20 protein-coding genes are annotated in these 22944 nt (G+C 69.8%); 15 read left to right on the plus strand and 5 right to left on the minus strand.

Annotated elements, in window-relative coordinates; genetic code table 11:
- The first annotated feature begins 5 nt into the window (after positions 1–5).
- The 5 genes from ABD817_RS39210 (at position 6) to ABD817_RS39230 (ending at position 5498) form a co-directional block, all read left to right on the plus strand.
- A complete protein-coding gene (locus ABD817_RS39210; protein ID WP_344923540.1) occupies positions 6–1322 on the plus strand; it encodes a hemolysin family protein in 1317 nt (438 codons plus the stop codon).
- A 228-nt stretch (positions 1323–1550) separates the two neighbouring features.
- The gene (gene trpS / locus ABD817_RS39215; RefSeq protein WP_344923541.1) at positions 1551–2555 is read left to right on the plus strand and encodes a tryptophan--tRNA ligase; all 1005 of its coding nucleotides are present in this window, start codon (positions 1551–1553) and stop codon (positions 2553–2555) included.
- A gap of 185 nt (positions 2556–2740) precedes the next feature.
- The gene (locus ABD817_RS39220; protein WP_344923542.1) at positions 2741–3673 is read left to right on the plus strand and encodes a YihY/virulence factor BrkB family protein; all 933 of its coding nucleotides are present in this window, start codon (positions 2741–2743) and stop codon (positions 3671–3673) included.
- Positions 3674–3784: 111 nt separating this feature from the next.
- Positions 3785–4138 carry a PadR family transcriptional regulator gene (locus ABD817_RS39225; protein ID WP_344923543.1) on the plus strand — a complete coding sequence of 118 codons (354 nt, stop codon included), beginning with the start codon at positions 3785–3787 and terminating at the stop codon, positions 4136–4138.
- Between the two features lie 49 nt (positions 4139–4187).
- Positions 4188–5498 carry a hypothetical protein gene (locus tag ABD817_RS39230; RefSeq protein WP_344923544.1) on the plus strand — a complete coding sequence of 437 codons (1311 nt, stop codon included), beginning with the start codon at positions 4188–4190 and terminating at the stop codon, positions 5496–5498.
- Between the two features lie 97 nt (positions 5499–5595).
- Here the strand turns inward: ABD817_RS39230 and ABD817_RS39235 are convergent, their stop codons facing one another.
- Positions 5596–6183 carry a hypothetical protein gene (locus tag ABD817_RS39235; RefSeq protein ID WP_344923545.1) on the minus strand — a complete coding sequence of 196 codons (588 nt, stop codon included), beginning with the start codon at positions 6181–6183 and terminating at the stop codon, positions 5596–5598.
- 72 nt (positions 6184–6255) lie between these two features.
- Between ABD817_RS39235 and ABD817_RS39240 the strand changes: the two genes are divergently transcribed.
- A complete protein-coding gene (locus tag ABD817_RS39240) occupies positions 6256–8634 on the plus strand; it encodes a type 1 periplasmic-binding domain-containing protein (RefSeq protein ID WP_344923546.1) in 2379 nt (792 codons plus the stop codon).
- Positions 8635–8675: 41 nt separating this feature from the next.
- Here ABD817_RS39240 and ABD817_RS39245 read toward each other — a convergent pair whose 3' ends face one another.
- On the minus strand, positions 8676–9890 hold the full coding sequence (locus tag ABD817_RS39245) for a D-alanyl-D-alanine carboxypeptidase family protein (RefSeq protein ID WP_344923547.1): 1215 nt from the start codon (positions 9888–9890) through the stop codon (positions 8676–8678).
- 105 nt (positions 9891–9995) lie between these two features.
- Here ABD817_RS39245 and ABD817_RS39250 point away from each other — a divergent pair, with 105 nt between their 5' ends.
- The gene (locus tag ABD817_RS39250; RefSeq protein ID WP_344923548.1) at positions 9996–10196 is read left to right on the plus strand and encodes an SCO4848 family membrane protein; all 201 of its coding nucleotides are present in this window, start codon (positions 9996–9998) and stop codon (positions 10194–10196) included.
- Here the strand turns inward: ABD817_RS39250 and ABD817_RS39255 are convergent.
- Positions 10155–11558, minus strand: a complete 1404-nt coding sequence (locus tag ABD817_RS39255; protein ID WP_344923549.1) for a peptide ligase PGM1-related protein — start codon at positions 11556–11558, stop codon at positions 10155–10157. The two genes, ABD817_RS39250 and ABD817_RS39255, sit on opposite strands and share 42 nt — an antisense overlap.
- A gap of 536 nt (positions 11559–12094) precedes the next feature.
- On the opposite strand from ABD817_RS39255, the gene ABD817_RS39260 reads away from it, so the two are divergent.
- The 7 genes from ABD817_RS39260 to ABD817_RS39290 all read left to right on the plus strand — a co-directional run bounded on the left by ABD817_RS39260 (position 12095) and on the right by ABD817_RS39290 (position 20659).
- Positions 12095–13336 (plus strand): M20 family metallopeptidase, encoded by a 1242-nt coding sequence (locus ABD817_RS39260; RefSeq protein ID WP_344923550.1) that lies wholly within the window; start codon positions 12095–12097, stop codon positions 13334–13336.
- A gap of 300 nt (positions 13337–13636) precedes the next feature.
- Positions 13637–14716: a BMP family lipoprotein gene (locus tag ABD817_RS39265; protein ID WP_344923551.1), complete on the plus strand. Its 1080-nt coding sequence runs from the start codon at positions 13637–13639 to the stop codon at positions 14714–14716.
- 99 nt (positions 14717–14815) lie between these two features.
- Positions 14816–16339: an ABC transporter ATP-binding protein gene (locus tag ABD817_RS39270; RefSeq protein WP_344923559.1), complete on the plus strand. Its 1524-nt coding sequence runs from the start codon at positions 14816–14818 to the stop codon at positions 16337–16339.
- 121 nt (positions 16340–16460) lie between these two features.
- Positions 16461–17609, plus strand: coding sequence for an ABC transporter permease (locus tag ABD817_RS39275; protein ID WP_344923552.1), 1149 nt, complete (start codon positions 16461–16463; stop codon positions 17607–17609).
- Positions 17606–18886 (plus strand): ABC transporter permease, encoded by a 1281-nt coding sequence (locus tag ABD817_RS39280; protein WP_344923553.1) that lies wholly within the window; start codon positions 17606–17608, stop codon positions 18884–18886. The genes ABD817_RS39275 and ABD817_RS39280 overlap by 4 nt, the downstream gene beginning before the upstream one ends.
- A gap of 46 nt (positions 18887–18932) precedes the next feature.
- Positions 18933–19364 (plus strand): cytidine deaminase, encoded by a 432-nt coding sequence (locus ABD817_RS39285; RefSeq protein ID WP_344923554.1) that lies wholly within the window; start codon positions 18933–18935, stop codon positions 19362–19364.
- A gap of 2 nt (positions 19365–19366) precedes the next feature.
- On the plus strand, positions 19367–20659 hold the full coding sequence (locus tag ABD817_RS39290) for a thymidine phosphorylase (protein ID WP_344923555.1): 1293 nt from the start codon (positions 19367–19369) through the stop codon (positions 20657–20659).
- Here ABD817_RS39290 and ABD817_RS39295 read toward each other — a convergent pair.
- Positions 20649–21143 (minus strand): MarR family winged helix-turn-helix transcriptional regulator, encoded by a 495-nt coding sequence (locus ABD817_RS39295; protein WP_344923556.1) that lies wholly within the window; start codon positions 21141–21143, stop codon positions 20649–20651. The genes ABD817_RS39290 and ABD817_RS39295 overlap by 11 nt on opposite strands.
- A 201-nt stretch (positions 21144–21344) precedes the next feature.
- On the opposite strand from ABD817_RS39295, the gene ABD817_RS39300 reads away from it, so the two are divergent.
- A complete protein-coding gene (locus ABD817_RS39300) occupies positions 21345–22703 on the plus strand; it encodes an MFS transporter (RefSeq protein ID WP_344923557.1) in 1359 nt (452 codons plus the stop codon).
- On the opposite strand, the gene ABD817_RS39305 is transcribed toward ABD817_RS39300, so the two are convergent.
- Positions 22700–22944 (minus strand): hypothetical protein (locus ABD817_RS39305; RefSeq protein ID WP_344923558.1); only part of this gene is annotated, 245 nt, incomplete at its 5' end. The two genes, ABD817_RS39300 and ABD817_RS39305, sit on opposite strands and share 4 nt — an antisense overlap.

Raw genomic sequence — 22944 nt, forward strand, 5'->3', positions numbered from 1 at the left:
ATCTCGTGAACAGCGTCCTGGCGAACATCGCCTTGGTCATGCTCTTCGTATTGATCGGGGGATTCTTCGCCGCCGCGGAGATGGCCATGGTCTCCCTCAGGGAGAGCCAGGTCAGGCGGCTCGACACCCAGGGCCGCAGGGGTGCGAGGGCGGCCAAGCTCGCCCGCGACCCCAACCGCTTCCTGTCCGCGGTGCAGATCGGCGTCACCGTGGCGACCATGCTCTCGGCCGCCTTCGGCGCCGACACCCTCGCCCAGGACCTCATCCCCGTGGTGACCGGCTGGGGGGTACCGGAGGCCGTGACGGCCCCGCTCTCCCTGGTGCTGGTGACGCTGGCGATCTCGTACGCCTCGCTGGTCTTCGGCGAGCTGGCCCCCAAGCGGATCGCCCGGCAGCGCGCCGAGGGGATCTCCCTGCTGGTCGCGCCGTTCCTCGACCGGATGGCCGCGCTGTCACGGCCGATCATCTGGGCGCTGTCGAAGTCCACCGACGGGGTCGTCAAGCTGCTCGGCGGCGACCCCGACGCCGACCGCGAGGAGATCTCCACCGAGGAGCTGCGCGACATGGTGGTGGGCCACCACGAGCTCACCGCCGACGAGCGCCACCTGATCGGGGAGGTCTTCGCGGCGGGCAAGCGGCAGCTCCGCGAGGTGATGCTGCCGCGCACCGAGGTGGAGTTCATGTCCGCCGACACGCGGCTGGCCGAGGCGGCGATCCTGGCGGCGGCCATGCCGCACTCCCGCTTCCCCGTCTACCGCGACTCCTACGATGACGTCGTGGGCTTCGTCCACATCCGCGACCTGCTCGACCCGGTGCTGACCGGGTCCATCGAGCCGATCAGCGAGCTGGTGCCCATCCGCCCGGTCAAGCTGGTCCCCACCAGCAAGCGGCTGATGGCCACGCTGTCGGAGATGCGCAGGGAGGGACACCACCTGGCGATCGTGGTCGACGAGTACGGCGGCACGGCGGGCATCGTCACCCTTGAGGATCTCGTCGAGGAGCTCATCGGCGACATCCGCGACGAGCACGACGTGGCGGACGAGCACGTCGCGCTGCCCGCGGGGGAGGTCGAGCTCGACGGGCTGGCCAACCTCGACGAGGTGGCGAGCGAGAGCGGGATCCGCCTGGCCGACGGCCCGTACGAGACCCTCGGGGGGTTCGTCATGTGGGCGCTCGGTCACCTTCCCGCGCTGGGGGAGCGGGTGGAGATCCCCGGGTTCGAGATGACGGTCACCGACATGGACGGCCGCAGGGTCTCCCGGGTCAGGATCAAGCGGAGCGTGCCGCGCCCGGAGACGCCGCCGCCCCCTCCCGACAGCTGAGGGGCGTCGCCGGAGGTGGTGGTCCGGGACCGCGCCCCCCGTGGCGCCGTACCCCCGCCCCCGCGACGCCGCGCCCCCGGACCTCGGCGCCCCCGCGACCTTGCGGCGCCGCGCGATCGGGACGCCGTGATCGAGATGTCGTCGCCGGGTGCCGCGATTGGCGCGCCAACCCTGGCGCGCTGAAGTTGGCGCGCTAACCACTCCTGGCAGCTGACAGAATTGGCTGTTATGGCCAGTCCTCGTGTCCTGTCGGGAATCCAGCCCACCGCAGACTCCTTCCACCTGGGAAACTACCTCGGTGCCATCAGGCAGTACGTCGCCCTGCAGGAGGGTTACGACGCGTTCTACTGCGTCGTCGACCTGCACGCGATCACCGTGGACTACCAGCCCGAGGTGCTGCGCAGGCGCTCCAGGGTCGCCGCGGCCCAGCTCTTCGCCGCCGGTCTCGACCCCGAGCGTTCCACGGTCTTCGTGCAGAGCCATGTCCGTGAGCACACCGAGCTGGCCTGGGTGCTGATCTGCCTCACCGGCATGGGCGAGGCCGGGCGGATGACCCAGTTCAAGGACAAGGCGGCCAAGGGCGGTGAGAGCTCGGCCAGCGTCGGGCTGTTCACCTACCCGATCCTGCAGGCGGCCGACATCCTGCTCTACCAGGCGAACCGGGTGCCGGTCGGCGCCGACCAGAAGCAGCACCTGGAGCTGACCCGCGACCTCGCGCAGCGCTTCAACCACCGCTTCGGCGAGACCTTCACGCTGCCCGATCCGCACATCGTCAAGGGGGTCGAGAAGATCACCGACCTCCAGGAGCCCACGGCGAAGATGTCGAAGTCGTCCTCCTCGCCCACCGGGATCCTGGACCTGCTGGAGCAGCCGGGGCCGCTCCGCAAGAAGATCATGCGCGCGGTCACCGACACCGGCTCCGAGGTCCTCGCCGACGACGAGAACAAGCCCGGCGTCACCAACCTGCTGCGCATCCAGTCCGCGCTGAGCGGCGTCCCGATCCCCGAGCTGGAGACCCGCTACGCCGGGCAGGGGTACGGCACGTTCAAGAAGGACGTGGCCGAGCTCGTGGTCGACACCTTCACCCCGATCCGCGAGCGCACCGAGAAGCTGCTCGCCAACGAGACCGAGCTCGACCGGATGCTCGCCGTCGGGGCCACGCGGGCCCGCGCGGTGGCCGCGGAGACCATGGCCAGGGTGCGCGACCGGGTGGGGTTCCTGCCCACTTCGTGACCTCCCGTCGCCCGGTCCCGGCGGGGTTCCCGCCCGGACCGCGACGCCTCTCGTCCGGCCGGAGGATTCTCCGTGGTACGGGCTCCGGCCGGCCTCCCGTCCGTTCCGTGGTCTCCCGTGTACGCACGGCTGCTTTTCCGCCGCCGTCCACGATCGGGACGGCGGTGATTGGGTAGGGGGCGCACGTGAAAAACGTGCTGGAACGGATCCAAGCGGCCCAGGAACGACTCGGAAGGACGCTCGGCGCGGCCCGGATCAGGTGGCACTGGCTCGATCACCTGGTCAGGACCTTCCAGCGTTACCAGATCCAGGCCGGTGACCGGCTCGCCGGAGCGGTCAGCTACTTCGCCTTCCTGTCGTTCTTCCCGATCATCGCGCTGGCCTTCGCGGTCTTCGGCTACTTCCTCTCCACCAGGCCCGGCGCCACCGAGGCCCTTGAGACGGCGATCAACCAGTACCTGCCCGGCCTCGCCGCCAGGCTGCCGATCAAGCAGATCGCCGAATCCCGGACCAGCGCCGGGGTCATCGGCCTGCTCGGGCTCCTCTACGCCGGGCTCGGCGCGATCGACGCCCTGCGCGGCGCGCTGCGCGAGATCTCCATGACGACCGAGGCGCCACTCAACTTCTTCCTGGCCAAGCTGAGAGACCTGGCCGCGCTCGTGACCGTCGGCACGACGATGGTGACGTCGGTGCTGGTCGCCGGTTTCGCCACCCAGGCCACCGGGGTGGTGGCCGGATGGTTCGGCCTGTCGGGGTCGCTGGTGGCCACCGCCACGATCTGGCTGGCCGGGCTGGCGGTCAGCGTGCTCACCGACGTCGTCGTCTTCCTGGTCATCCTGCGCGGGCTGGGCCGGTCCAGGCAGCCGTTGCGGGTGCTGCTGCGCGGCGCCCTGCTCGGCGCGGCCGGTTTCGCGCTGCTCAAGCAGCTCGCCGCGCTGATCCTCTCGGGCACCCTGAACAACCCCGTCTACGGGGTGTTCGCCGTGGTGGTCGGCCTGCTGGTCTGGATCAACCTCTCGGCCCGGGTGATCATGTACGCCGCCGCCTGGACCGCGACCGCCTCCCTCGGCCCCCCGCCCGACCCCACCCCGGTCCCGGCGCCCGCCATCCGCGCCTGAACGCGTCTCGACGTCCCTGCGCTTGAACGTCCGCTATCCGCGTCCGAACGCCCGGCATCCCGGGAATTCCGGCTCTTTGTATACCCTGCTTTCCGATATATACTGCGAGGCATGACTCCAAGGGCGATGACAGAGCCCGCGTTCCTCATCCTCACCGCGCTGGTCGACGCGCCGTGTCACGGCTACGGCATCGTGCGGGAGGTCGAGCAGCTGTCCGGCGGGCGGGTCCGGCTCAAGGTCGGCACGCTCTACGGCGTGCTCGACCGGCTGGCGGGCGACGGGCTGGTGGCGATCGACCGCGAGGAGGTCCAGCAGGGACGGCTGCGCCGCTACTACCGGCTCACCGACTCCGGCTCGCGGACGCTGGAGGCCGAGGCCGTCCGGCTCGCGGAGAACGCCAGGACCGCCGTCGACCGCCTCCGCGCCCGGCACGCCCGCCCGTCCGCCGCCGGAGGCCCCGCGTGAGACCGGTGCGGGGACGCCCTCCGGGGGCGAGCGCGAGGACAGCGCGGGGGTGCGCCTTGAGGGTGAGCGCAAGGGCGGTGCGGGGATGCCCCCTGGGAGCGAGCGAGAGGCCGGTGCGGTGATGTCCCCCGAGGGTGAGCGTGAGGACAGTGCGGGAGTGCCCCCCGGAGGCGAGCGTGAGGCCGGTGCGGGGGTGTTCCCCGAGGTCGGGCGAGAGGCCGGTGCGCCGGTGAGCCTGCTGGAGAAGCGCTACCGATATTGGCTGCGCCTGCTGCCCGCCTCCTACCGCGCCGAGCGCGAGGAGGAGATGGTCTCCGTGTTCCTGGAGGGCTCGCCGGGCGTGTCCGACGACGACGGGCCCCGGCCTCGCTGGTCGGAGGTCGCCAGCGTCGCCGTGCTGGCGGTCCGGGTCCGTCTCGGGGGAGCGGGCCACCCGGTGCCGAGGTTCCTCGCGTGGGGAGAGACGGTCCGCCTCGTGGCCCTGCTGGGGCTGGGCCTCCAGGCGTTCCTCGGAGCCCTCGCCGCCACGGGCACCCTGCGCGCGTACGGGATGATCGGCACGACCGAGCCCATGATCGCCCAGATTGCCGGGCCCGCCGGGTCGCCCGAGCGGCTCGCGGCCATCCTGGGAGGTCTCGCGGGCGCCCTCTGGTTCGCCCCGCTCGCGGCGCTCCTCGCCGGGCGCCCGCGCGTCGCCAGGGCGCTGGCTCTCCTCGCGCTCGTACTGGAGGTACCGGGCCTGATCCAGGTGTTCCTGACCGCCCTCTCCCGCCTGATCGCCTTCTCCGGCCTGACCACGTTCTCCGGCCTGCCGGTCTTCTCCGGCCTGCCCGACTTCTCCGGCCTGACGGTCTTCCCCTGGAGCGTGCCGGTCGGCCTGCTGCCGCCCCTGGTGACGGTGCTGGCCCTGTGGGCCGGTTTCCACCGGGACGCGCGGCCCGAGCGCCGGTCGCTGTGGCTCCTGCTGCCTCCCCTTGTCAGCGGTGCCGCTCTCGTCGGGATGTACGAGGCGGTCGCGTCCCCCACGATCGCCGCCTGGGTATGGCCCTGGCTGGACCTGCCCGGCCTGGTGAGCGTGCTCATCCTGGGCGCGGGCGTCGCGTACGCCTGCGTACACGCGTACGCGCCCGCCCGGCGCACCCCGTCGTGGCCGCTGGCCCTGGCGATCCTGGCGTTACCGGTGCTGTGCGTCCGTCTGGCCGGGCTGGGCTATGACGTCGGCATCGGCTTCGTCGACGAGACGAGCCGGGTCATCACGCTCGCCATGTTCGGCCAGGCGGCCCTGCTCCTGGCCTTCGTCGTCGGGAGCGCCGTCCTGGGAGTCAGGACCCTTCCGGGCCGCTCCGGCCCGGGAGCGTGAGGGACCGGTCGGGGGGTGACGAGTCGCCGGGATCGGGCGAGCCGTCACGGCAGAACCGCCCCTGCGTGCCGGATATCTGATCATGTAGGCATACGCATTATGTATTGCCGAAATCTTTGGCCGGGAATTCTGTTCTGGTGATACGCGCACTTCTTTGGTATGCTCTACCGCGCAAATATGAATAGCTTAATTTATTTCTTTTAGGTTGAATGTCCAGTATCCTGTAGACCTGCTCGCTCAGTCGAGGGTGACGTCGATGGAAAGACAGCTGGACCCGCCCGTTTTTCCCGGCGTGCGCAACCTCCTGGAACTCATTCGAACCCTCCGGGCCAGGCCCCGTTTCGTCGATCGTGACGTCAAACGCGAGATTCGAGGCGAAGAGCCTCTTCCGATGGTCTGCCTCAAGCGCGGTCCCGGCGAGCATGAGTTCCTGGCTCGTCTCTCCGACCTTTTCTCCCGGGCTGAGGAGGAACAGGCGCCCCATATCCGGATCGACGCGAGTGCTCTGGCCGATCATGCCGATGACCACTGGGATGCCGGTGACGTCCACCTGGTCCCGGAGGGCGATCCCTCGGCCGTTCCGCTCCTCCCGATCGCGGCGCCGTTGTTGCCCCTGCTGGAGGAGATGTGCCGCCGGCTGTCTCAGGACAGGTTCGGATCCGGGCGGCTCGCCCGCTTCGACCATTATCGTCTGGCCTCCTTTCTGACCAGGGTCTCCCTTGCCCCACCTCGTGGGCGAGACCACGGAACGCGCATCGTGAAGGTACTGCGGGCCTGGATGGGAGATATCGGCGGACGAGACGTCGACGTCATCGCGGAGCTGGGGGGGCTGGTGCCCGATCCCGCCACGAAATCCGTTTTCCGCTTCCTGGCGATGGCGGGCCGTTCCCTGTTCTCCCGTTCCGGGAAGAACTGGATTCCCGGGCTGGGCGGCAGGCCCCGCTGGTTCATGCGCAAACAGGGCTTCATGGTTCCGAAGCACTCGATGAGTTTCCTCGGATTCGCCGAACGGCTGACCCTCACCCAGCGCGGCTCGGAAAACGAGAAGGAGGTCAAGGCGCTCCTCGTCCACGCATTTCTGGAGGATCTGCGTGTCGCCTACCGCCGAAGGGGTTTGATCCTGCCCCGGAGGCAGGGGTGGCGGCGAACCGCGTACGTGACCGTTCTGCTGGACAACGTGACCGTCGCGAACGGCGGGTGGGAACTCCTGGAACTCATCAACACCGTCCGCAACAAGACCGGCGAGCTCGATCCTCTGCTGGTGATCGCGGTGAGCGAGGAGCAGTCGGCGCCGATGGGAGAGGCCGAACCGGCCGAGCCGGGCAGGGCGCTCACCGCACTGGAGAACTGGCGGAGAAACCTTCCCAGCAGGCGCCAGCGGCTGGCCTCCGACGCGAGATACCTGCTGCTCCGGCTCCCCGAACCGACACCGGCCGACCGGTTGAACGATCTGAACGCCGACGACGCCGGAGCATGGGGGCGAGATCATGAATTCGCGTCTCGCGCGTCACCGTTCCTGGCCCGCCCATGGGTGGCCGAGTCGCTGGTCTCGCTGGCCGTCGTCCCGGCACTGGTCGTCGGTGCCGTGAACGTCAGGGATCACCTCCAGGCCGGATGCTCGCCCGCGAGCCTGCTCTCCGGCTGGTTCTCCGACGACGTGCTCGTCGAGGCGTACCGGATCGGTGAGGGAAACTCGCAGTGCGTCGGTTACAGCGCCGACGCCCTGCAGGTGTTCACGTCCGGTGGCGACGAGAAGGCGGGTGAGGCGGGCACGCGCCTGCGGACGCTCCAACTCAAGATTTTCGAGCAGAACGACAGAGCCGGCAGGCTTCACGAGCTCAAACCCGGGCGCCCGCTCGTCGGCCTCGTCTACTTCGCGGGGCTCACGCACCAGGAGGCCGACCCCGACACCGACGACGCCGTCGCCGAGGAACTGGAGGGTCTACTTCTCCGGCAGCGGGAGCAGAACACGCCGAACCGGCAGGGCCCCCTGCTTCGGATCGTCATCGCCAACGGCGCGGAGAAGATGGTCGCGGCGGATGAGGTCGCGCGGCGGGGCCTCACGCCTCTCCTGCGATCCGACCCCACCATCATGGGCGTCGTCGGTTTTGACAGGACCGTCCGGCAGACGAGAGACGCGATCGGATCCCTGGGGGCCCAGGGCGTCATCGCGCTGGGCACCACACTCACCGGCGAGCGCCTCGCCCAGAGCTCCCCGCTGTATTTCCAGCTGGTCCCCTCCAACGCCCAGCAGGCGATTCTGATCGTCGGCTACGCCAAGTATCTGCGGAACACGAAGGTGACCCTCTATTACCCGCGCTTCGACAAGGACGACGTCTACATCGAAACGCTGCTGAAGGAGTTGCGGACGCACCTGAAAACGGCGGGCCTGGAGGTGAGGGAGGCCACGGGGGCGATGGCGTCCCTGTGCGGGGATCCAGAGGATTCGGCGAATCTGAAGGACCGCAGCGACGAGATGCTCTTCTACGCCGGACGCGAGGACGGTTTCGGGGACTTTCTCACCAATGCGGTCAGGGGGTGTCACACACCCGCCAGGTTGCCGACGATAGTGGCGGACGACGCGACGTCCAGGTTCATGGCGCAGAATCGCAGCCGCAGCCAGGCGGGACTCCCCGCAGTCCCCGTCTCCTACGTGGGAATGGGCAACCTGGTCGTGCTCGCCGGTAAGGACTGCCTTGAGGGACGAGCCGGTGGCAGGTTCCCGGCCGGTACCCCCATCGACACCTTCTGCACGGGCATGTCCGCCCTGCGCGGGGAGATGAAGGGCGAGCGGAAGGCACCCTGGGTCGGGGAACGGGTCGGGGTCGCCTACGACGCCGCCGGCATGGTCATCGAGGCGACCAGGTCGCTGAGCCTCAACGCCCCGGTGCATCGGGCGGGAGTGGGGCAGTGGTTCAGGGAGAACACGTTCGGCGGCGTCACGGGACTGGTCGACTTCACGGGGTCCCGGATAGGTGACAGGCGGAACATCGCCGTCCTGAGGATTCCCAACATCCGTGATCTCGACGCCCAGCCGGTCTGCGTCTTTCTCCAGGGGGATCTGTACGAGGTGGGGGATCTGAACGAGGTGAACCGGCGCCGTTCGGAAAACGGCTGCCCTCTGGCCGGATCGTGATCCGGGCGCGGGGCGGCCGGAGCGGCCACCCCGCGCCCGGATCACCGCACCCGGCGGGAGCGCCTGCGCAGACCGTACGCCAGCCAGGTCAGGCCGCCGAGCAGGACGGCGCCGAGGGCGGCGTAGACGCCGATCGGGACGCCCTCGCCGGCGGGTCCGCCGGCCGCGGCCGGGTCCGGCGCGGAGACCGGGGCCTGAGCCGTGGGTGTCGCCGGGGCGACGGAGGCGGTGGGCAGCGGGGCGGCCTCGGGGACCGGGTCGACCAGCCTTCCGACCGGAACGACCTTGCCGCGGTTGGCGAAGCCCCAGTCGAGCAGGTCGGCGACCTCCTCCCAGAAGTAGCCGTCGTGCCGCATGATCGACACGATGACGGTGTGGCCGTCGCGCTTGGCCGCGCCGACGAAGCTGCCCAGGGCCTTGGAGGTCCAGCCGTTCTTGACGCCGATCATGCCCTTGTAGCGCCAGAGCAGCTTGTTGTGGTTGCCGATCTCGTAGTAGCCCTTGGGCGCCGGGAACTTATCGGTCTTTGTGCTGATATAACGCCGAAAATCGGCGTTGGCCAGGCCGGCGCGGGCGATCAGCGCCAGGTCGTAGGCCGAACTGCTCTGGCCCGGCTTGTCCAGCCCGCTCGGGGTCTTGGCCACCGTGTCGAACGCCTGTAGTCGCTTGGCCTCGGCGTTCATGTCCGCCAGGGTGGTGGCCAGCCCGCCGTTGGCCTCGGCCAGCGCCATCGCGGAGTCGTTGCCCGATACCAGCATCAGCGCCTTGAACAGGTCCTCGACGGTGTAGAGGGGCTTGGGGACCAGACCGACCGCGCTGCCCTCCTCGTTCACCGCGCGCCTGCTCGGCTTGATCTTCCGCTCCTTGTCCAGCTTCGGGATCAGGGTGAGGGCGGTCAGCGCCTTCAGCGTGCTCGCGGGAAGGTAGCGCCCGTGGGCGTCCTTGGCGGCCAGCACGTCACCGGTCTCGGCGTCGGCGATCACGTACGCCCTCGCGGCCGTCTTGGGAGGGGCCTTCACTCCCGCGGGGACGATGAGGCCCCGCCCCCCGAGCCGGGCGCCGCCGACCGGCTCCCTCTCGCGGTGGGTGCGTGGGCCCGCCTGTGAACCGGCGCCCGCGTACGTCGAACCGGCATCCGCGCGCAGGTCCAGCGGACCGGTGGCGGGCACGTCCGTGACCTGGGCCTGTGCGGGCACGCCGAGGAGCGCGGTCGCCGCGAGCAGCACCCCGACGGGCGCGACATGTTTGATCCCCATGATGATCTCAGGGTAGCTTCGTACCGGTTCGCATGGAGTTACAGGTGCCCTGACCAGCTGTAAGCCACTCGGCGGAATACTGACATCATGCAAATAACGCGAAAGATGGCCGCTTTTCTTATCGGTCTTGCCGTTTTCATGATCTTTGAATGGATCACCCTTGGCTTCAACCTCACGGACGGTCATCCGACGGCCTTCTACGTGGTTCACGGAATCCTGATCGCCGTCAACATCGTGCTGGCGGTCGTGCTCGGGGTGATCGGCCTACGCGGTCTGGCGCAGCGTGACCAGCGTCCTCCGGTGTAACTCGGCGGCCTCGTCCGCGGAGTCGCCGATGCTGGTGAACCCGAGCTTGCCGTACTTCGTGATCCCGCCCAGCATGTGCAGCACGTTCCCGGTACGGCGTTCGCGGTCGAAGCCGAGACCCTCGTCGTGGACCAGCTTGACCACCTCCCCGGGCGTACGGCCCCGCAGCGTGGGCGCGGCGCAGTTGTCCGTCGCCACGTAGTGCTTCGGCCGGCCCGCGTGCACGAGCGTGTGGCTCTCCGGGTCGTACGACGCGCCGGTGGTCAGGAGGGCGGCGCCGAACGGGTGGGTGGTGCCGCCGATGCGCAGGTTGATCTCGCACATCAGGGTCCGGTAGCCGCCGTCGGTCTTGACGGCGAAGAAGTCGATGCCGAACAGCCCCACCACCCCTCGGCCCGCGAGGATCCTGGCGATCCGCTCGGCGTGCGCGCCCAGCTCGGCCCGGTACTCCTGCCGGGCGGGGAAGCTGCAGCCCTGGTAGACGTCGCCGTTGGGGCCGCCGAGGACCTGTTCGTGGGTGGCGACCACGTCGTACGTGCCGCCGGGGGTGATCCGCGCCAGCGCGCTGGGGGAGTGCAGGGGCCGGTCCTCGATGAACTCCTCGATCACCGCTCCCCGCTCGGCGACCTTCTCGGCGAACGTCGTCCAGCTCTCGTCCGCCGCGGAGAAGCTCGTGGGGCAGGAGGGGAGCGGCCGGTCGTCCTTGGTCACGATGGCGTTGCCGAGACCCGAGTAGCTGTTGTTGAGCTTGACCATCAGCCTGCTCGTGGGGCTCATCGCGCGGGCGGCGTGCTCCACCTCGGTCAGCGAGCGCAGGTCGCCGAAGCCCCTGACCAGCGGTACCCCGGCCTCGTCGCCGATCACGCGTCCCCCGCTCTTGGACCCCAGGTGGGCCAGGGAGGTGGCCGGGCCGTACACCGGCAGGGAGAGGATCCCGGCGAGGCGCTCCTCGTACTCGCTCACCACGAACGGCACCATCCAGGCGGACCTGCCGTTCCTGGTGTTCCCGCCGGAGGGATCGTCGCCGAGGGCGGCGCGGACGCGCGCGATCACGTCCGGGCGGCGCAGCAGCGCCTCGGTGAGCGGATGCGTGTCGGGATCATCCAAACTGATCATTTGCAGGCGCGTGCGGGCCTCGTCGGGGTCGTCGAGGAAGCCCAGGTAGTAGTCCACGACCGCGCCGTCCACCGGCGTCGAGGTCAGGTAGACGACCTCGACCTTCGGCTTCCTCAGGGTGAGGAGGAGAAACAGCAGCCGCTCCTCGTAGCAGAGGGCTCCGGTGATCCTGCGCAGCTCATCCTGGGGAAGCGACAGCGAGGGAAGGACCACCAGGGTGCCCTCGTCCGGTTCGAATATGCTCAAACGCGACTGCCTCTCCCCGAATGGGATGTTAGTGATCATGTGAGGAGTGAAACACGCATTCCTCCTGTTTACATCACTCCGCCGGGTTCGATGACCGGCACCGGAGGTCACGTAAATTGCCAGGTCGGCGACGTTTGGAAATGGCTCGGGGGTGACCACCGCCTGGACCTGCCCTCCCCCGATGCGACCATCGTCTCATAGTCAATTTGGGCTATCTTTCCTAGTCCTCCCGGGTCAGAAGGTGTACGAGTGGGGCATGGGGTGACAAAACATTTGGCCTAGATGTCGGCGAGCTGCTCGGGGGGAGGGATAAAGTCGTTGTCATCGCCAACGCGACGGCTTCCCCGGACCACCGGCCTGCCGTTTCAGCGTCGGTGACCACCAGTTCCGTGCTGACGCGGCCCGTGAGAACCCCCTCCGGCCCGTCGGTGCGGCGATCGCTTTTTTTCGAGACTGCCTATGGGTTTCGAGATCCTGGGCAGTTGGCACGGTGCGTCGAGGATCCAGGCCCGCCGGCGCGGATGGGACGGTGAGCAATGCGGGGGCGTAATTTGCGGGGAGAACTCGACACGTTCCTCGCCGGTCGCGAGCAGGAGCTGATCGGCTTTCGTCGAGACCTGCACATGCATCCCGAGCTCGCGTTCGCCGAATACCGCACGACGCAGCGCGTCGCCGAGCGCCTCACCGCCGCCGGGCTGGTCCCCTCGGTGCTGCCGCGCGGCACCGGCCTGCTCTGCGACGTCGGCAGCGGCGACGGCCCGACCGTGGCGCTGCGGGCCGACATCGACGCGCTGCCCGTGCCGGACGAGAAGGACGTCGCCTACAGCTCGACGGTCCCCGGCGTGTGCCACGCCTGCGGCCACGACGTGCACACCACGATCCTGCTCGGCACCGGGCTCTTCCTCGCCCAGCAGGCCGAGGCCGGCCTGCTGCCCGGCAGGGTCCGGCTGATCTTTCAGCCCGCCGAGGAGCTTCCCGGCGGCGCGCTGGAGGTCATGGCCTCGGGCGGCATCAGCGGCGTCGACCGCATCTTCGGCCTGCACTGCGACCCCCGGCTGGACGTCGGCAAGGTCGGCCTCAAGAGCGGTCCCATCACCTCGGCCTGCGACAGGGTCACGATCCGGGTGAGCGGTCCCGGCGGGCACACCGCCCGGCCGCACCTCACCGCGGACCTCGTCTTCGCGCTCGCCAAGATCCTCACCGAGCTGCCCGCCGCGCTCTCGCGCCGGATCGACCCCCGCTCCTCGCTCAGCCTGGTCTGGGGCCGGGTCGAGGCGGGCTCGGTGGCCAACGCCATCCCGGACGACGGCGTCGCCGAGGGCACCGTGCGCTGCCTGGACGAGGCGGCCTGGCACGCGGCCCCCGACATGATCAAGTCGCTGCTGGAGTCGGTCGCCGGCGCGTACGGCGTCGAGGCCGAGATGGACTACGTGCGCGGCGTGCCGCCGGTGGTCAACGACAAGGTCAGCGTGCAGATGCTCGCCGAGGCCGCGGAGGGCGTGCTCGGCGAGGGCGCCCCCGTGCCGACGGAGCAGAGCCTGGGCGGCGAGGACTTCGGCTGGTACCTGGAGTCCATCCCCGGCGCGTTCGCCAGGCTCGGCACCCGCGAGCCGGGGTCGGCGCACCTCGCCGACATCCACCAGGGCACCTTCGACGTGGACGAGAACGCGATCGGCACCGGGGTGCGTTTCCTGGCGGCGACCGCGCTGACGGCCCTGTGGGAGGGACAGCGTCCCGTCGCGGGCGAGGCCCTCATGGCCCTGAACGCCGACAACTAGCGGGCTCCTGACATCTAGTCAGCTGAAAAGTCCGGACTTATCCTGAGAAACCAGTCGACGATCACCGAAGAAGATCGTCGACTGCCGGACGGGCGTGCCGATGCCGGGCCGTGGCGGACGTCCGGATCTACCGACAGGTAACCCTGTCCGGTTTTTGGGTCACAAGGTGGCCTGAGCTGGATAACGGACCTGTTGCGGACTCATGCGTTGGTTTGGTCAACCCTGATGGACCAACTATCTTCCGTGCAGGGTTGCCGTGCGTCTCTTCGCGCGTGCACTGGAACGCGAAGGGAGTCCGTCTTGCTTCAGAACCGATTCGGCAAGCTGGCCGCGACCGCACTGGCCGGCAGCATGCTCATGGGAGCTGCCGCGTGTGGTGGAAGCGAGGAACCGACCACGTCGGCCGCACCGAGCGGGGCCGCCAGCAGCGAGGCGCCGGCGGCGGCGGGACCGAAGGTCGGTCTCGCGTACGACATCGGCGGGCGTGGTGACCAGTCGTTCAACGACTCCGCGGCGGCGGGCCTCGACAAGGCCAAGGCCGAGCTGGGCCTGGCCGAGGTCAGCGAGCTGGAGGCCGGTAACGGCGAGACCGAGGCGGCCAAGGAGGAGCGGCTCCGCCTGCTCGCCGACGGCGGCTTCAACCCGATCATCGCCGTGGGCTTCGCGTACTCCAACCCGGTGAAGAAGGTCGCGACCGAGTTCCCCGACGTCAAGTTCGCGATCGTCGACGACGCCGCGGCGGCCGCCCCCAACATCTCCAACCTCCTCTTCGCCGAGCACGAGGGTTCCTTCCTGGTCGGCGCCGCGGCGGCGCTGAAGAGCAAGAAGAACCACGTGGGCTTCGTCGGCGGCGTGCAGGTGCCGCTGATCAACAAGTTCGAGGCCGGGTTCGCCGCGGGCGCCAAGGCGGTCAAGTCGGACGTGAAGATCGAGGTCAAGTACCTCACCCAGCCGCCGGACTTCACCGGCTTCAGCGACCCGGCCAAGGGCAAGACCGCGGCCGAGGGCATGTTCGACGCGGGTGCCGACGTGGTCTACCAGGCCGCGGGCGGCTCCGGCGGCGGCGTGTTCGAGGCGGCCAAGGCCGCCAAGGGCCTGGCCATCGGCGTCGACTCCGACCAGGCGAAGACCGCCGCCCCCGACCTGCAGAGCGTCATCGTGACCTCCATGCTCAAGAAGGTCGACGTCGCCGTCTTCGACTTCCTGAAGAGCTTCACCACCAACTCCGTGAAGTCGGGCAGCACGATCTACGACCTCAAGGCCAACGGTGTCGACTACTCCACCACCGGTGGCCAGATCGACGACATCAAGGCCCAGCTCGACGAGTACAAGCAGAAGATCATTTCCGGCGAGATCACCGTTCCGGACAAGACCTCCTGACCTGGTACTAATGAGGGGCCCGGTGGACATTTCCCCCGGGCCCTTTTCCTCTCTGACCACCACGTTCCGTATCGGGGCATCCGTACGGAGGAGGCCGTCATCAGCACCTCGGCACCGGCCGTCGAACTCTCGGGCATCACGAAACGATTCCCCGGCGTCGTCGCCAACCGCGACATCTCCCTTTCCGTGCGGCAGGGGCACGTGCACGCCGTCGTCGGCGAGAACGGCGCGGGCAAGTCCACCCTCATGAAGATCCTGTACGGCATGCAGCGCCCGGACGAGGGGAAGATCCGCGTCAACGGCGCGGACGTGGGCTTCCGCTCCCCCGGGGACGCGATCGCCGTGGGCATCGGCATGGTCCACCAGCACTTCATGCTGGCCGACAACCTGACCGTCCTGGAGAACGTGATCCTCGGCAGCGAGCCCCGCAAGGGCGGGATCGCCCTCGACTTCGGCACCGCGCGGCGAAGGATCCGGGAGATCTCCGACTCGTACGGCCTCGGCATCGACCCTGACGCCACCGTCGAGGACCTGGGCGTCGGGGCCCGCCAGCGGGTGGAGATCCTGAAGGTCCTCTACCGGGGCGCCCGCATCCTCATCCTGGACGAGCCGACCGCCGTGCTCGTCCCGCAGGAGGTCGAGGAGCTCTTCGCCAACCTGCGCGAGCTGGTCCGCGAGGGACTGACGATCATCTTCATCTCGCACAAGCTGGACGAGGTGCTCTCGGTCGCCGACGCCATCACCGTCATCCGGCGCGGCACGACCGTGGCCAGCGTGGACCCCAAGGACGTGACCGCGAGGCAGCTGGCCGAGCTCATGGTCGGCAGCGAGCTGCCCAGCCCGGAGACCCGCGAGTCCACCGTCACCGACGCGGTGGCGCTGTCGGTGCGCGGCCTGACCGTCCTGTCGGCGGACGGCCGCCGCGTCGTGGACGACGTCGGCTTCGAGATCCGCAGGGGCGAGGTGCTCGGCATCGCCGGTGTCGAGGGCAACGGCCAGGCCGAGCTGGTCGAGGCCGTCATGGGCATGCGCGCGGCCGAGGGCGAGATCCGCCTCGGCGAACACGACATCTCCTCCTGGACGACACTGCGCCGCCGAGAGGCCGGAATCGGCTACATCCCCGAGGACCGCCACCGGCACGGCCTGCTGCTGGAGGCCCCGCTCTGGGAGAACCGGATCCTCGGCCACCAGACCCGGCGGCCCAACGTCAGGGGCCCCTGGATCGACCGCGCGGGAGCGCGCGAGGACACCCGGCGCATCGTCGAGGCGTACGACGTCCGGACCCCGGGCATCGACGTGGACGCCGCGGCCCTGTCCGGCGGCAACCAGCAGAAACTGATCGTCGGCCGGGAGATGAGCGGGGAGCCCGTCTTCCTGATCGCGTCCCACCCGACGCGCGGCGTCGACGTGGGCGCCCAGGCCGCGATCTGGGACCACCTGCGCGCGGCGCGCGCCGCGGGCCTGGCGGTCCTGCTGATCTCGGCCGACCTCGACGAGCTCATCGGCCTGTCGGACACCCTGAAGGTGATCCTGCGCGGCCGGATCGTCGCCGAGGTGGATCCCAAGGACGTGACACCCGAGCGGCTCGGTTCGGCCATGACGGGTGCTGGAGAGGCGGCATGAACACCCACGCAGCGCACACGCCCCCCGGGACGCGCGGTATGAACACCCACGTGGCGCACACGCCCCCCGGGACGCGCGGTATGAACATCCATGCGGCGCACACGCCCCCCGGGACGCGCGGATGAGCCAGGAAAAGTCCACCTTCACCGACCGGCTGCTCGGACGGGTCTCCCCGGCGGGGCTGCTCTCGCTCGCCGCCCCGCTCGTCGCCATCGTGTTCGCCGCGCTGATCACCATGGTCATCCTGTCGATCACCGGCGCCCCGCCGATCGACACGCTGGTCGTCATGGGCGAGTACGGCATCCGGCCGCGCTCGATCGTGCTCACCCTGAACTACGCGACGACCTACTACCTGTCCGCGCTCGCGGTGGCGATCGGGTTCAGGATGAACCTCTTCAACATCGGCGTCGACGGCCAGTACCGCCTGGCGGCGCTCACCGCCGCGGCCGTCGGCGGCGCGGTCGTCCTGCCCGCCCCGCTGCACGTCGCACTGATCATCTTCGTCGCCATGCTGGTCGGCGCCGGCTGGGCCGCGATCGCCGGGCTGCTCAAGGTGCGGCGCGGGGTGAGCGAGGTCATCTCCACGATCATGCTGAACGCCATCGCCACCGCGCTCGGCTCCTGGCTGCTCAACAAGGAGCGCCTCGCGGTCGAGATCGCGGGCAGCAACAACATCGGCACCAAGCCGATCGGCCCCTCCGGCCAGGTGCCCGGTCTGGAGATCATCCCCGGCACCCAGACGAAGGTGTTCGGCCTGATCCTTCTCGCGGTCGTGATGGGCGTCCTCTACCACGTGGTGATCAACCGGACCCGCTTCGGCTTCGACCTGCGCGCCACCGGCCGCTCGGAGTCGGCCGCGGTGGCGAGCGGCGTCAACGTCAAGCGGATGATCCTCATCTCGATGGTCCTGTCCGGCGCGGTGGCGGGCCTGGTCGGCATGCCGCAACTGCTGGGGGCCTCCTACAGCTACGCCCTGGACTTCCCCCCGGGACTCGGCTTCATCGGCATCGCGATCGCGCTGCTCGGCCGCAACCACCCGGTCGGCATCGCGTTCGGCGCCCTGCTGTGGGCCTTCCTCGAAGCCTCGGCGGGCATCCTGCAGGTCATGAAGATCTCTCCGGACATCGTCACCATCATGAAGGGCACGATCGTGCTCTCGGTGATCATCGCCTACGAGCTGGTCCACCGCTACCAGATCTCCGCCGAGCAGCGCCGGGTGAGCCGTCAGCTGGCGGGCACCACCCCGGCCAGGGAAGGAACACCGGCATGAGCCAGGGCGCCCTCATCACGCCGGAGGCTCCCTTCCTGGAGCCGAAGACCCCCGCCCGCAGGTTCAGGGTCACCTGGCGGGTCCTGCTGCTCGGCCTTGGCGCGCTCGTCCTGCTGCTCTCGTTCACGCGGACCGTCACCGGCGCCGTCGACCTCACCTCCGCGGGCGCGATCAACGCCTCCGTCGCGCTCGCCATCCCCATCGGCCTGGCCGCCCTCGGCGGCCTGTGGGCCGAGCGGGCCGGGGTGGTCAACATCGGCCTCGAAGGCATGATGATCCTGGGCACCTGGTGCGGCGCCTGGGGCGCGCTCCAGTTCGACAACCCGTGGGCGGGCGTCGTGGCGGGCCTGGTCGGCGGGGCCCTGGGCGGCCTGCTGCACGCGATCGCCACCGTGACGTTCGGCGTCGACCACATCATCTCCGGTGTCGCGATCAACATCCTGGGTGCGGGCGTCACCGAGTTCCTGTCCAAGGTCACCTTCGCCGAGATGCCGGGCGGCGGCGACTCCCAGTCGCCCCCCGTGCCCAAGCCCGGCGTGGTGAGCGTGCCGTGGATCGGGGACCCGCTCAGGACGCTGGAGGCCAAACAGTGGTTCCTGCTGTCGGACGTGGCGGGCATCCTGCGCGGCCTGACCACGAACGTCTCGCTGCTCACGATCCTGGCGATCCTGCTCGTCCCGCTCTCGTACTACCTGCTGTGGCGTACGGCGTTCGGCCTGCGGCTGCGCTCCTGCGGGGAGAGCCCGGTGGCCGCGGAGTCGCTGGGCGTCAACGTCTACACCTACAAGTACGTCGCGGTGCTCGTCTCCGGCGCCCTGGCGGGCCTGGGCGGCGCGTTTCTGGCGCAGGTGGCCGCGAGCGCCTACCGCGAGGGGCAGACCGGCGGACGCGGCTTCATCGGTCTCGCCGCCATGATCTTCGGTAACTGGCGGCCGGGCGGGCTGGCCGGGGGCGCAGTGCTGTTCGGCTACACCGACGCGCTCCAGCTGCGCAGGGGCGGCGAGTCGGTGCACGCGCTGCTGCTCGTGGTGACGATCCTGCTCGTCGTGGTCGCCGTCTACCAGCTCGTACGGCAGAACCGGACGCGGGCCGCACTGATCACCGGGGTCGCGGCGGTCGCCGTGTTCGTGGTGTTCGCGCTGACCGACTCCATCCCCTCGGAGTTCACCTCCGTCACCCCGCACATCACCACGCTGCTGGTGCTGTCGCTGGCGGCGCAGCGGCTCCGCGCGCCCGCCGCCATCGGCGCGCCGTACCGCAGGGGACAGGGTAAGTGACCATCACGCGCACCTCACGAGCGGATCTGATTCGATGGGCACCGAGATGAGCACCCAACCAGGCACCGGACCGAGCACCGGACCGAGCATCGACTGGGCGGCGCTGAAGGCCGAGGCCGTACGAGCGATGGGGCACGCCTACGCCCCCTACTCCAAGTTCCCGGTCGGTGCCGCCGCGCTGGTGGACGACGGGCGGATCGTGTCCGGCTGCAACGTCGAGAACGCCTCCTACGGTCTTGGGCTGTGCGCCGAGTGCGGGCTGGTGTCCGCGCTCCGGGCCACCGGCGGCGGCCGTCTCGTCGCGTTCACCTGCGTGGACGGGCACGAGGAGCTCCTCATGCCGTGCGGCAGGTGTCGTCAGCTCCTGTACGAGTTCGGCGGCCCGGAGCTGTTGCTGGAGACCATTGACGGCCCGAAGACGATGGCGGAGATCCTTCCCTACGCCTTCGGGCCCGACGACCTGAGCCGGGGGGCCTGAGCATGGACGCGATCGACGTCATCGTCACCAAGAGGGACGGCAGGGAGCTGTCGGCGGAGCAGATCGACTGGGTGATCGACGCCTACACCAGGGGTGTCGTCGCCGACGAGCAGATGTCCGCGCTCGCGATGGCGATCCTGCTCAACGGCATGAACCGGCGGGAGATCGCCGAATGGACCCAGGCCATGATCCGCTCCGGGTCCCGGATGGACTGGTCGTCGCTGCCGGGGCCCACCACCGACAAGCACTCCACCGGCGGCGTCGGTGACAAGATCACGCTGCCGCTGGCGCCGCTGGTCGCCGCGTGCGGGGGGTACGTGCCCCAGCTGTCCGGCAGGGGACTCGGTCACACCGGCGGCACCCTGGACAAGCTGGAGTCCATCCCGGGCTGGCAGGCGTCCCTGTCCAACGACGGGATGCTCGACGTACTCGGCAAGGCCGGGGCGGTCGTCTGCGCGGCGAACGACGGCCTCGCCCCCGCCGACAAGAAGCTGTACGCGCTCCGCGACGTCACCGGCACCGTCGAGGCGATCCCGCTGATCGCCTCCTCGATCATGTCGAAGAAGATCGCGGAGGGCACCGGCGCGCTCGTCCTGGACGTCAAGGTCGGCTCCGGGGCCTTCATGAAGAACGTGGAGCAGGCCCGTGAGCTGGCCACGACCATGGTCGAGCTCGGCACCGACGCCGGGGTCAATACGGTCGCGTTGCTGACCGCGATGGACCGGCCGCTGGGCCGGGCCGTGGGCAACGCCCTGGAGGTCACCGAGTCGGTCGAGGTGCTCGCCGGAGGCGGTCCCGCAGACGTGGTCGAGCTGACCGTGCGGCTGGCGCGGGAGATGCTCCAGGCGGCGGGCCTGTCCGGGGGCACATCTGGCGGCAAGGACCCCGAGCGGGCCCTCGCGGACGGCTCGGCGATGGACGCCTGGCGCCGGATGATCACCGCACAGGGCGGCGACCCGGACGCCCTGCTGCCCAGGGCCGCCGAGACGATGGAGATCACCGTTCCCTCGTCGGGCGTGTTGTCCAGGCTCGACGCGTACGGCGTGGGCCTGGCGGCCTGGCGGCTCGGCGCGGGCCGGGAGCGCAAGGAGGACCCGGTGTCGTTCGGCGCGGGCATCGTGCTGCACGCCAAGCCGGGAGACCTGGTCCGCGAGGGGCAGCCGCTGATGACGCTGCACGCCGACGAGACCTCGCGCTTCGAGCGGGCGCTCGCCGCCCTGGAGGGCGCCTACAGCGTCGGTGAGACCGCCGACCCCGACCTGCTGCCCCTGGTGATCGACCGCGTCACCGCCTGACACCGGCGGCCTGGCCGTCCTCCCTGTCTTTCTCGCGGCCCTTCTCGCTCCCGCCGAGGCAGTCCCAGCTCTTCCCGCTCCCGCCGGGGGCCTCCCCGTCTCCCTCGCGGGCCGGTGAGCCGAAGATCTCGCCGATCACGGCTCGGTGGGTGGGCAGGGCGGTCGCGTGGCGCTCGCGGCCGTCGTCGGTGACGCCGACGAAGATGCCGCGCCGGTCGTCCTCGCAGATGTGGCGGGTCACCAGGCCCGCCTTCTCCAGGCGGGCGATCAGCCGGGAGCAGGCGCTCTGGCTCAGGTGGACCGCGTCGGCGATCTCCTGAACCCGGTATTTGCCCTGGCCGCCCTCGACCATCCGCTCCAGGACCTCGAACTCGCTCATGCCGAGCCGGTGCCGATCGGAGAGCTCACGCTCCAGCGCGCAGGCGGTCGTGGCGTGCTTGGCGAGCACCTCACGCCACGCGCGGACCGCGTACTCCTCGTTCATGCGGCGGATCGTACCATGCGTGAACATTAAATGCACAGGAATTAAATGCCTTTGCATTAGATGCGCCTGCATGTATTGTCGGACGACATGACCCCTTCACCGACTTCAACGGCTTCACCCGCTTCACCGGCTGCATCTGTTTCCCCAGGCGACGAGCGCTGGGGTGCGGGACTGTGGGCCGCGCTCGCCGTGCTCTGCGCCGTGATCTTCCTTGACGCCCTCGACGTCTCGATGGTGGGAGTCGCCCTGCCGTCCATCCAGGCGGACCTGGGGCTGTCCACGTCCTCCCTGCAGTGGGTGGTCAGCGGATACGTGCTCGGTTACGGCGGGCTGCTCCTCCTCGGCGGCAGGACCGCCGACCTGCTCGGGCGTCGCAGGGTCTTCCTGGTCGCCCTCGCGGTCTTCGCCGTGGCCTCGCTCCTCGGCGGCCTCGTCAACGACGGCACGCTGCTGATCGCGGCCCGCTTCGTCAAGGGCGTCAGCGCCGCCTTCACCGCGCCCGCCGCGCTCTCCATCATCACCACCACCTTCGCCGAGGGGCCCGCCCGCAACAGGGCTCTCAGCGTCTTCACCGCCTCCGGCGCCAGCGGCTTCTCCCTGGGGCTGGTCATCTCGGGATTCCTGACCGAGCTCGGCTGGCGCTGGACGTTCCTCATGCCGGTCCCCGTCGCGATCATCGCGCTGGTCGCGGCCCTGAAGTTCCTTCCCAAGCAGCGGGAGGAGCGCGCCGAGAGCGGCCACGACATCCTCGGCGCCGTCACCATCACCGGCTCCATGCTGCTGCTCGTCTACGCCGTGGTGGAGGCGCCCGACGCGGGCTGGGGCTCGCCGCGCACGATCGCCTCGCTGCTGGGAGCCGCCCTGCTGCTGGCCGTCTTCGTCTACACCGAGCAGCGCGTCAAGCACCCGCTGGTACGCCTCGGCATCCTGCGCTCCGGCCCGATCGTCCGCGCCAACCTGGGGCTCGTGATCCTCTTCGGCTCCTACGTCGGCTTCCAGTTCGTCGCGATGCAGTACTTCCAGAACTTCCTGCACTGGTCGGCCCTGGAGACCGCGCTGGCCTTCCTGCCCGCCGGACTCCTGGTCGCGATCACCTCCACCAGGATGGGCAAGCTGGCCGACCGGTTCGGCACCGCCCGGCTGATCGTGATCGGCTCGGCCGCCCTGGCCGCCGGGTACGCGTTCTTCCTCCGGGTGAACGGCGACCCCAGCCTGGCCACCCTGATCATCCCGGGCATGGTCCTGCTGGGCATCGCGTTCGCGCTGTCCTTCCCCTCGCTGAACATCCAGGCCACCAACGGGGTGGCCGACGACGAGCAGGGGCTGGCCTCCGGCCTGCTCAACACCTCGGGGCAGGTCGGCGGGGCGGTTGTCCTGGCCGTCGTGACGGCCGTCCTCACCTCCGGCACGGGCGCCGACCCGATCGGCACCTTCCGCGCCGCCATCACGGTCTCGGGGATCCTCGCCCTGGTCGGCCTGGTGATCGCCCTGACGGGCCTCCGCGCCCGCCGCCGCGCGCCCGTCGCGGTCGAGGGGGAGAAGGTGCTGGAGACCGTCTAGCCGTCCCCTCCACCGGGACCGCTCGCGTTTCCGTCCCGTACGGGAACGGGGACGGGGACGCGAGCTCCCGGGACGGCCGAGGGGGCCGCCGCCGGACACCGGGGCCCGGCGGCGGCCCCCTCGGCGTCCCGGAGCTTCTTCCCCCGGAGCTTCTTCCCCCGGAGCTTCTTCCCCCGGAGCTTCTTCCCCCGGAGCTTCTTCCCCCGGAGCTTCTTCCCCCGGAGCTTCTTCCCCCGGAGCT

The sequence above is a fragment of the Streptosporangium oxazolinicum genome (assembly GCF_039537505.1).
In the GTDB taxonomy this organism is placed as follows: Bacteria; Actinomycetota; Actinomycetes; order Streptosporangiales; family Streptosporangiaceae; genus Streptosporangium; species Streptosporangium oxazolinicum.

What these genes read in the sequence shown, in the direction of transcription:
- ABD817_RS39290 (WP_344923555.1), top strand. Translation starts at nt 19,367, where the DNA reads ATGGACGCGATCGACGTCATCGTCACCAAGAGGGACGGCAGGGAGCTG.
- ABD817_RS39275 (WP_344923552.1), top strand. Translation starts at nt 16,461, where the DNA reads ATGAGCCAGGAAAAGTCCACCTTCACCGACCGGCTGCTCGGACGGGTC.
- trpS (WP_344923541.1), top strand. Translation starts at nt 1,551, where the DNA reads ATGGCCAGTCCTCGTGTCCTGTCGGGAATCCAGCCCACCGCAGACTCC.
- ABD817_RS39280 (WP_344923553.1), top strand. Translation starts at nt 17,606, where the DNA reads ATGAGCCAGGGCGCCCTCATCACGCCGGAGGCTCCCTTCCTGGAGCCG.
- ABD817_RS39245 (WP_344923547.1), bottom strand. Translation starts at nt 9,890, where the DNA reads ATGGGGATCAAACATGTCGCGCCCGTCGGGGTGCTGCTCGCGGCGACC.
- ABD817_RS39295 (WP_344923556.1), bottom strand. Translation starts at nt 21,143, where the DNA reads ATGAACGAGGAGTACGCGGTCCGCGCGTGGCGTGAGGTGCTCGCCAAG.
- ABD817_RS39225 (WP_344923543.1), top strand. Translation starts at nt 3,785, where the DNA reads ATGACTCCAAGGGCGATGACAGAGCCCGCGTTCCTCATCCTCACCGCG.
- ABD817_RS39260 (WP_344923550.1), top strand. Translation starts at nt 12,095, where the DNA reads ATGCGGGGGCGTAATTTGCGGGGAGAACTCGACACGTTCCTCGCCGGT.
- ABD817_RS39285 (WP_344923554.1), top strand. Translation starts at nt 18,933, where the DNA reads ATGAGCACCCAACCAGGCACCGGACCGAGCACCGGACCGAGCATCGAC.
- ABD817_RS39250 (WP_344923548.1), top strand. Translation starts at nt 9,996, where the DNA reads ATGGCCGCTTTTCTTATCGGTCTTGCCGTTTTCATGATCTTTGAATGG.
- ABD817_RS39235 (WP_344923545.1), bottom strand. Translation starts at nt 6,183, where the DNA reads ATGGTCGAAGCGGGCGAGCCGCCCGGATCCGAACCTGTCCTGAGACAG.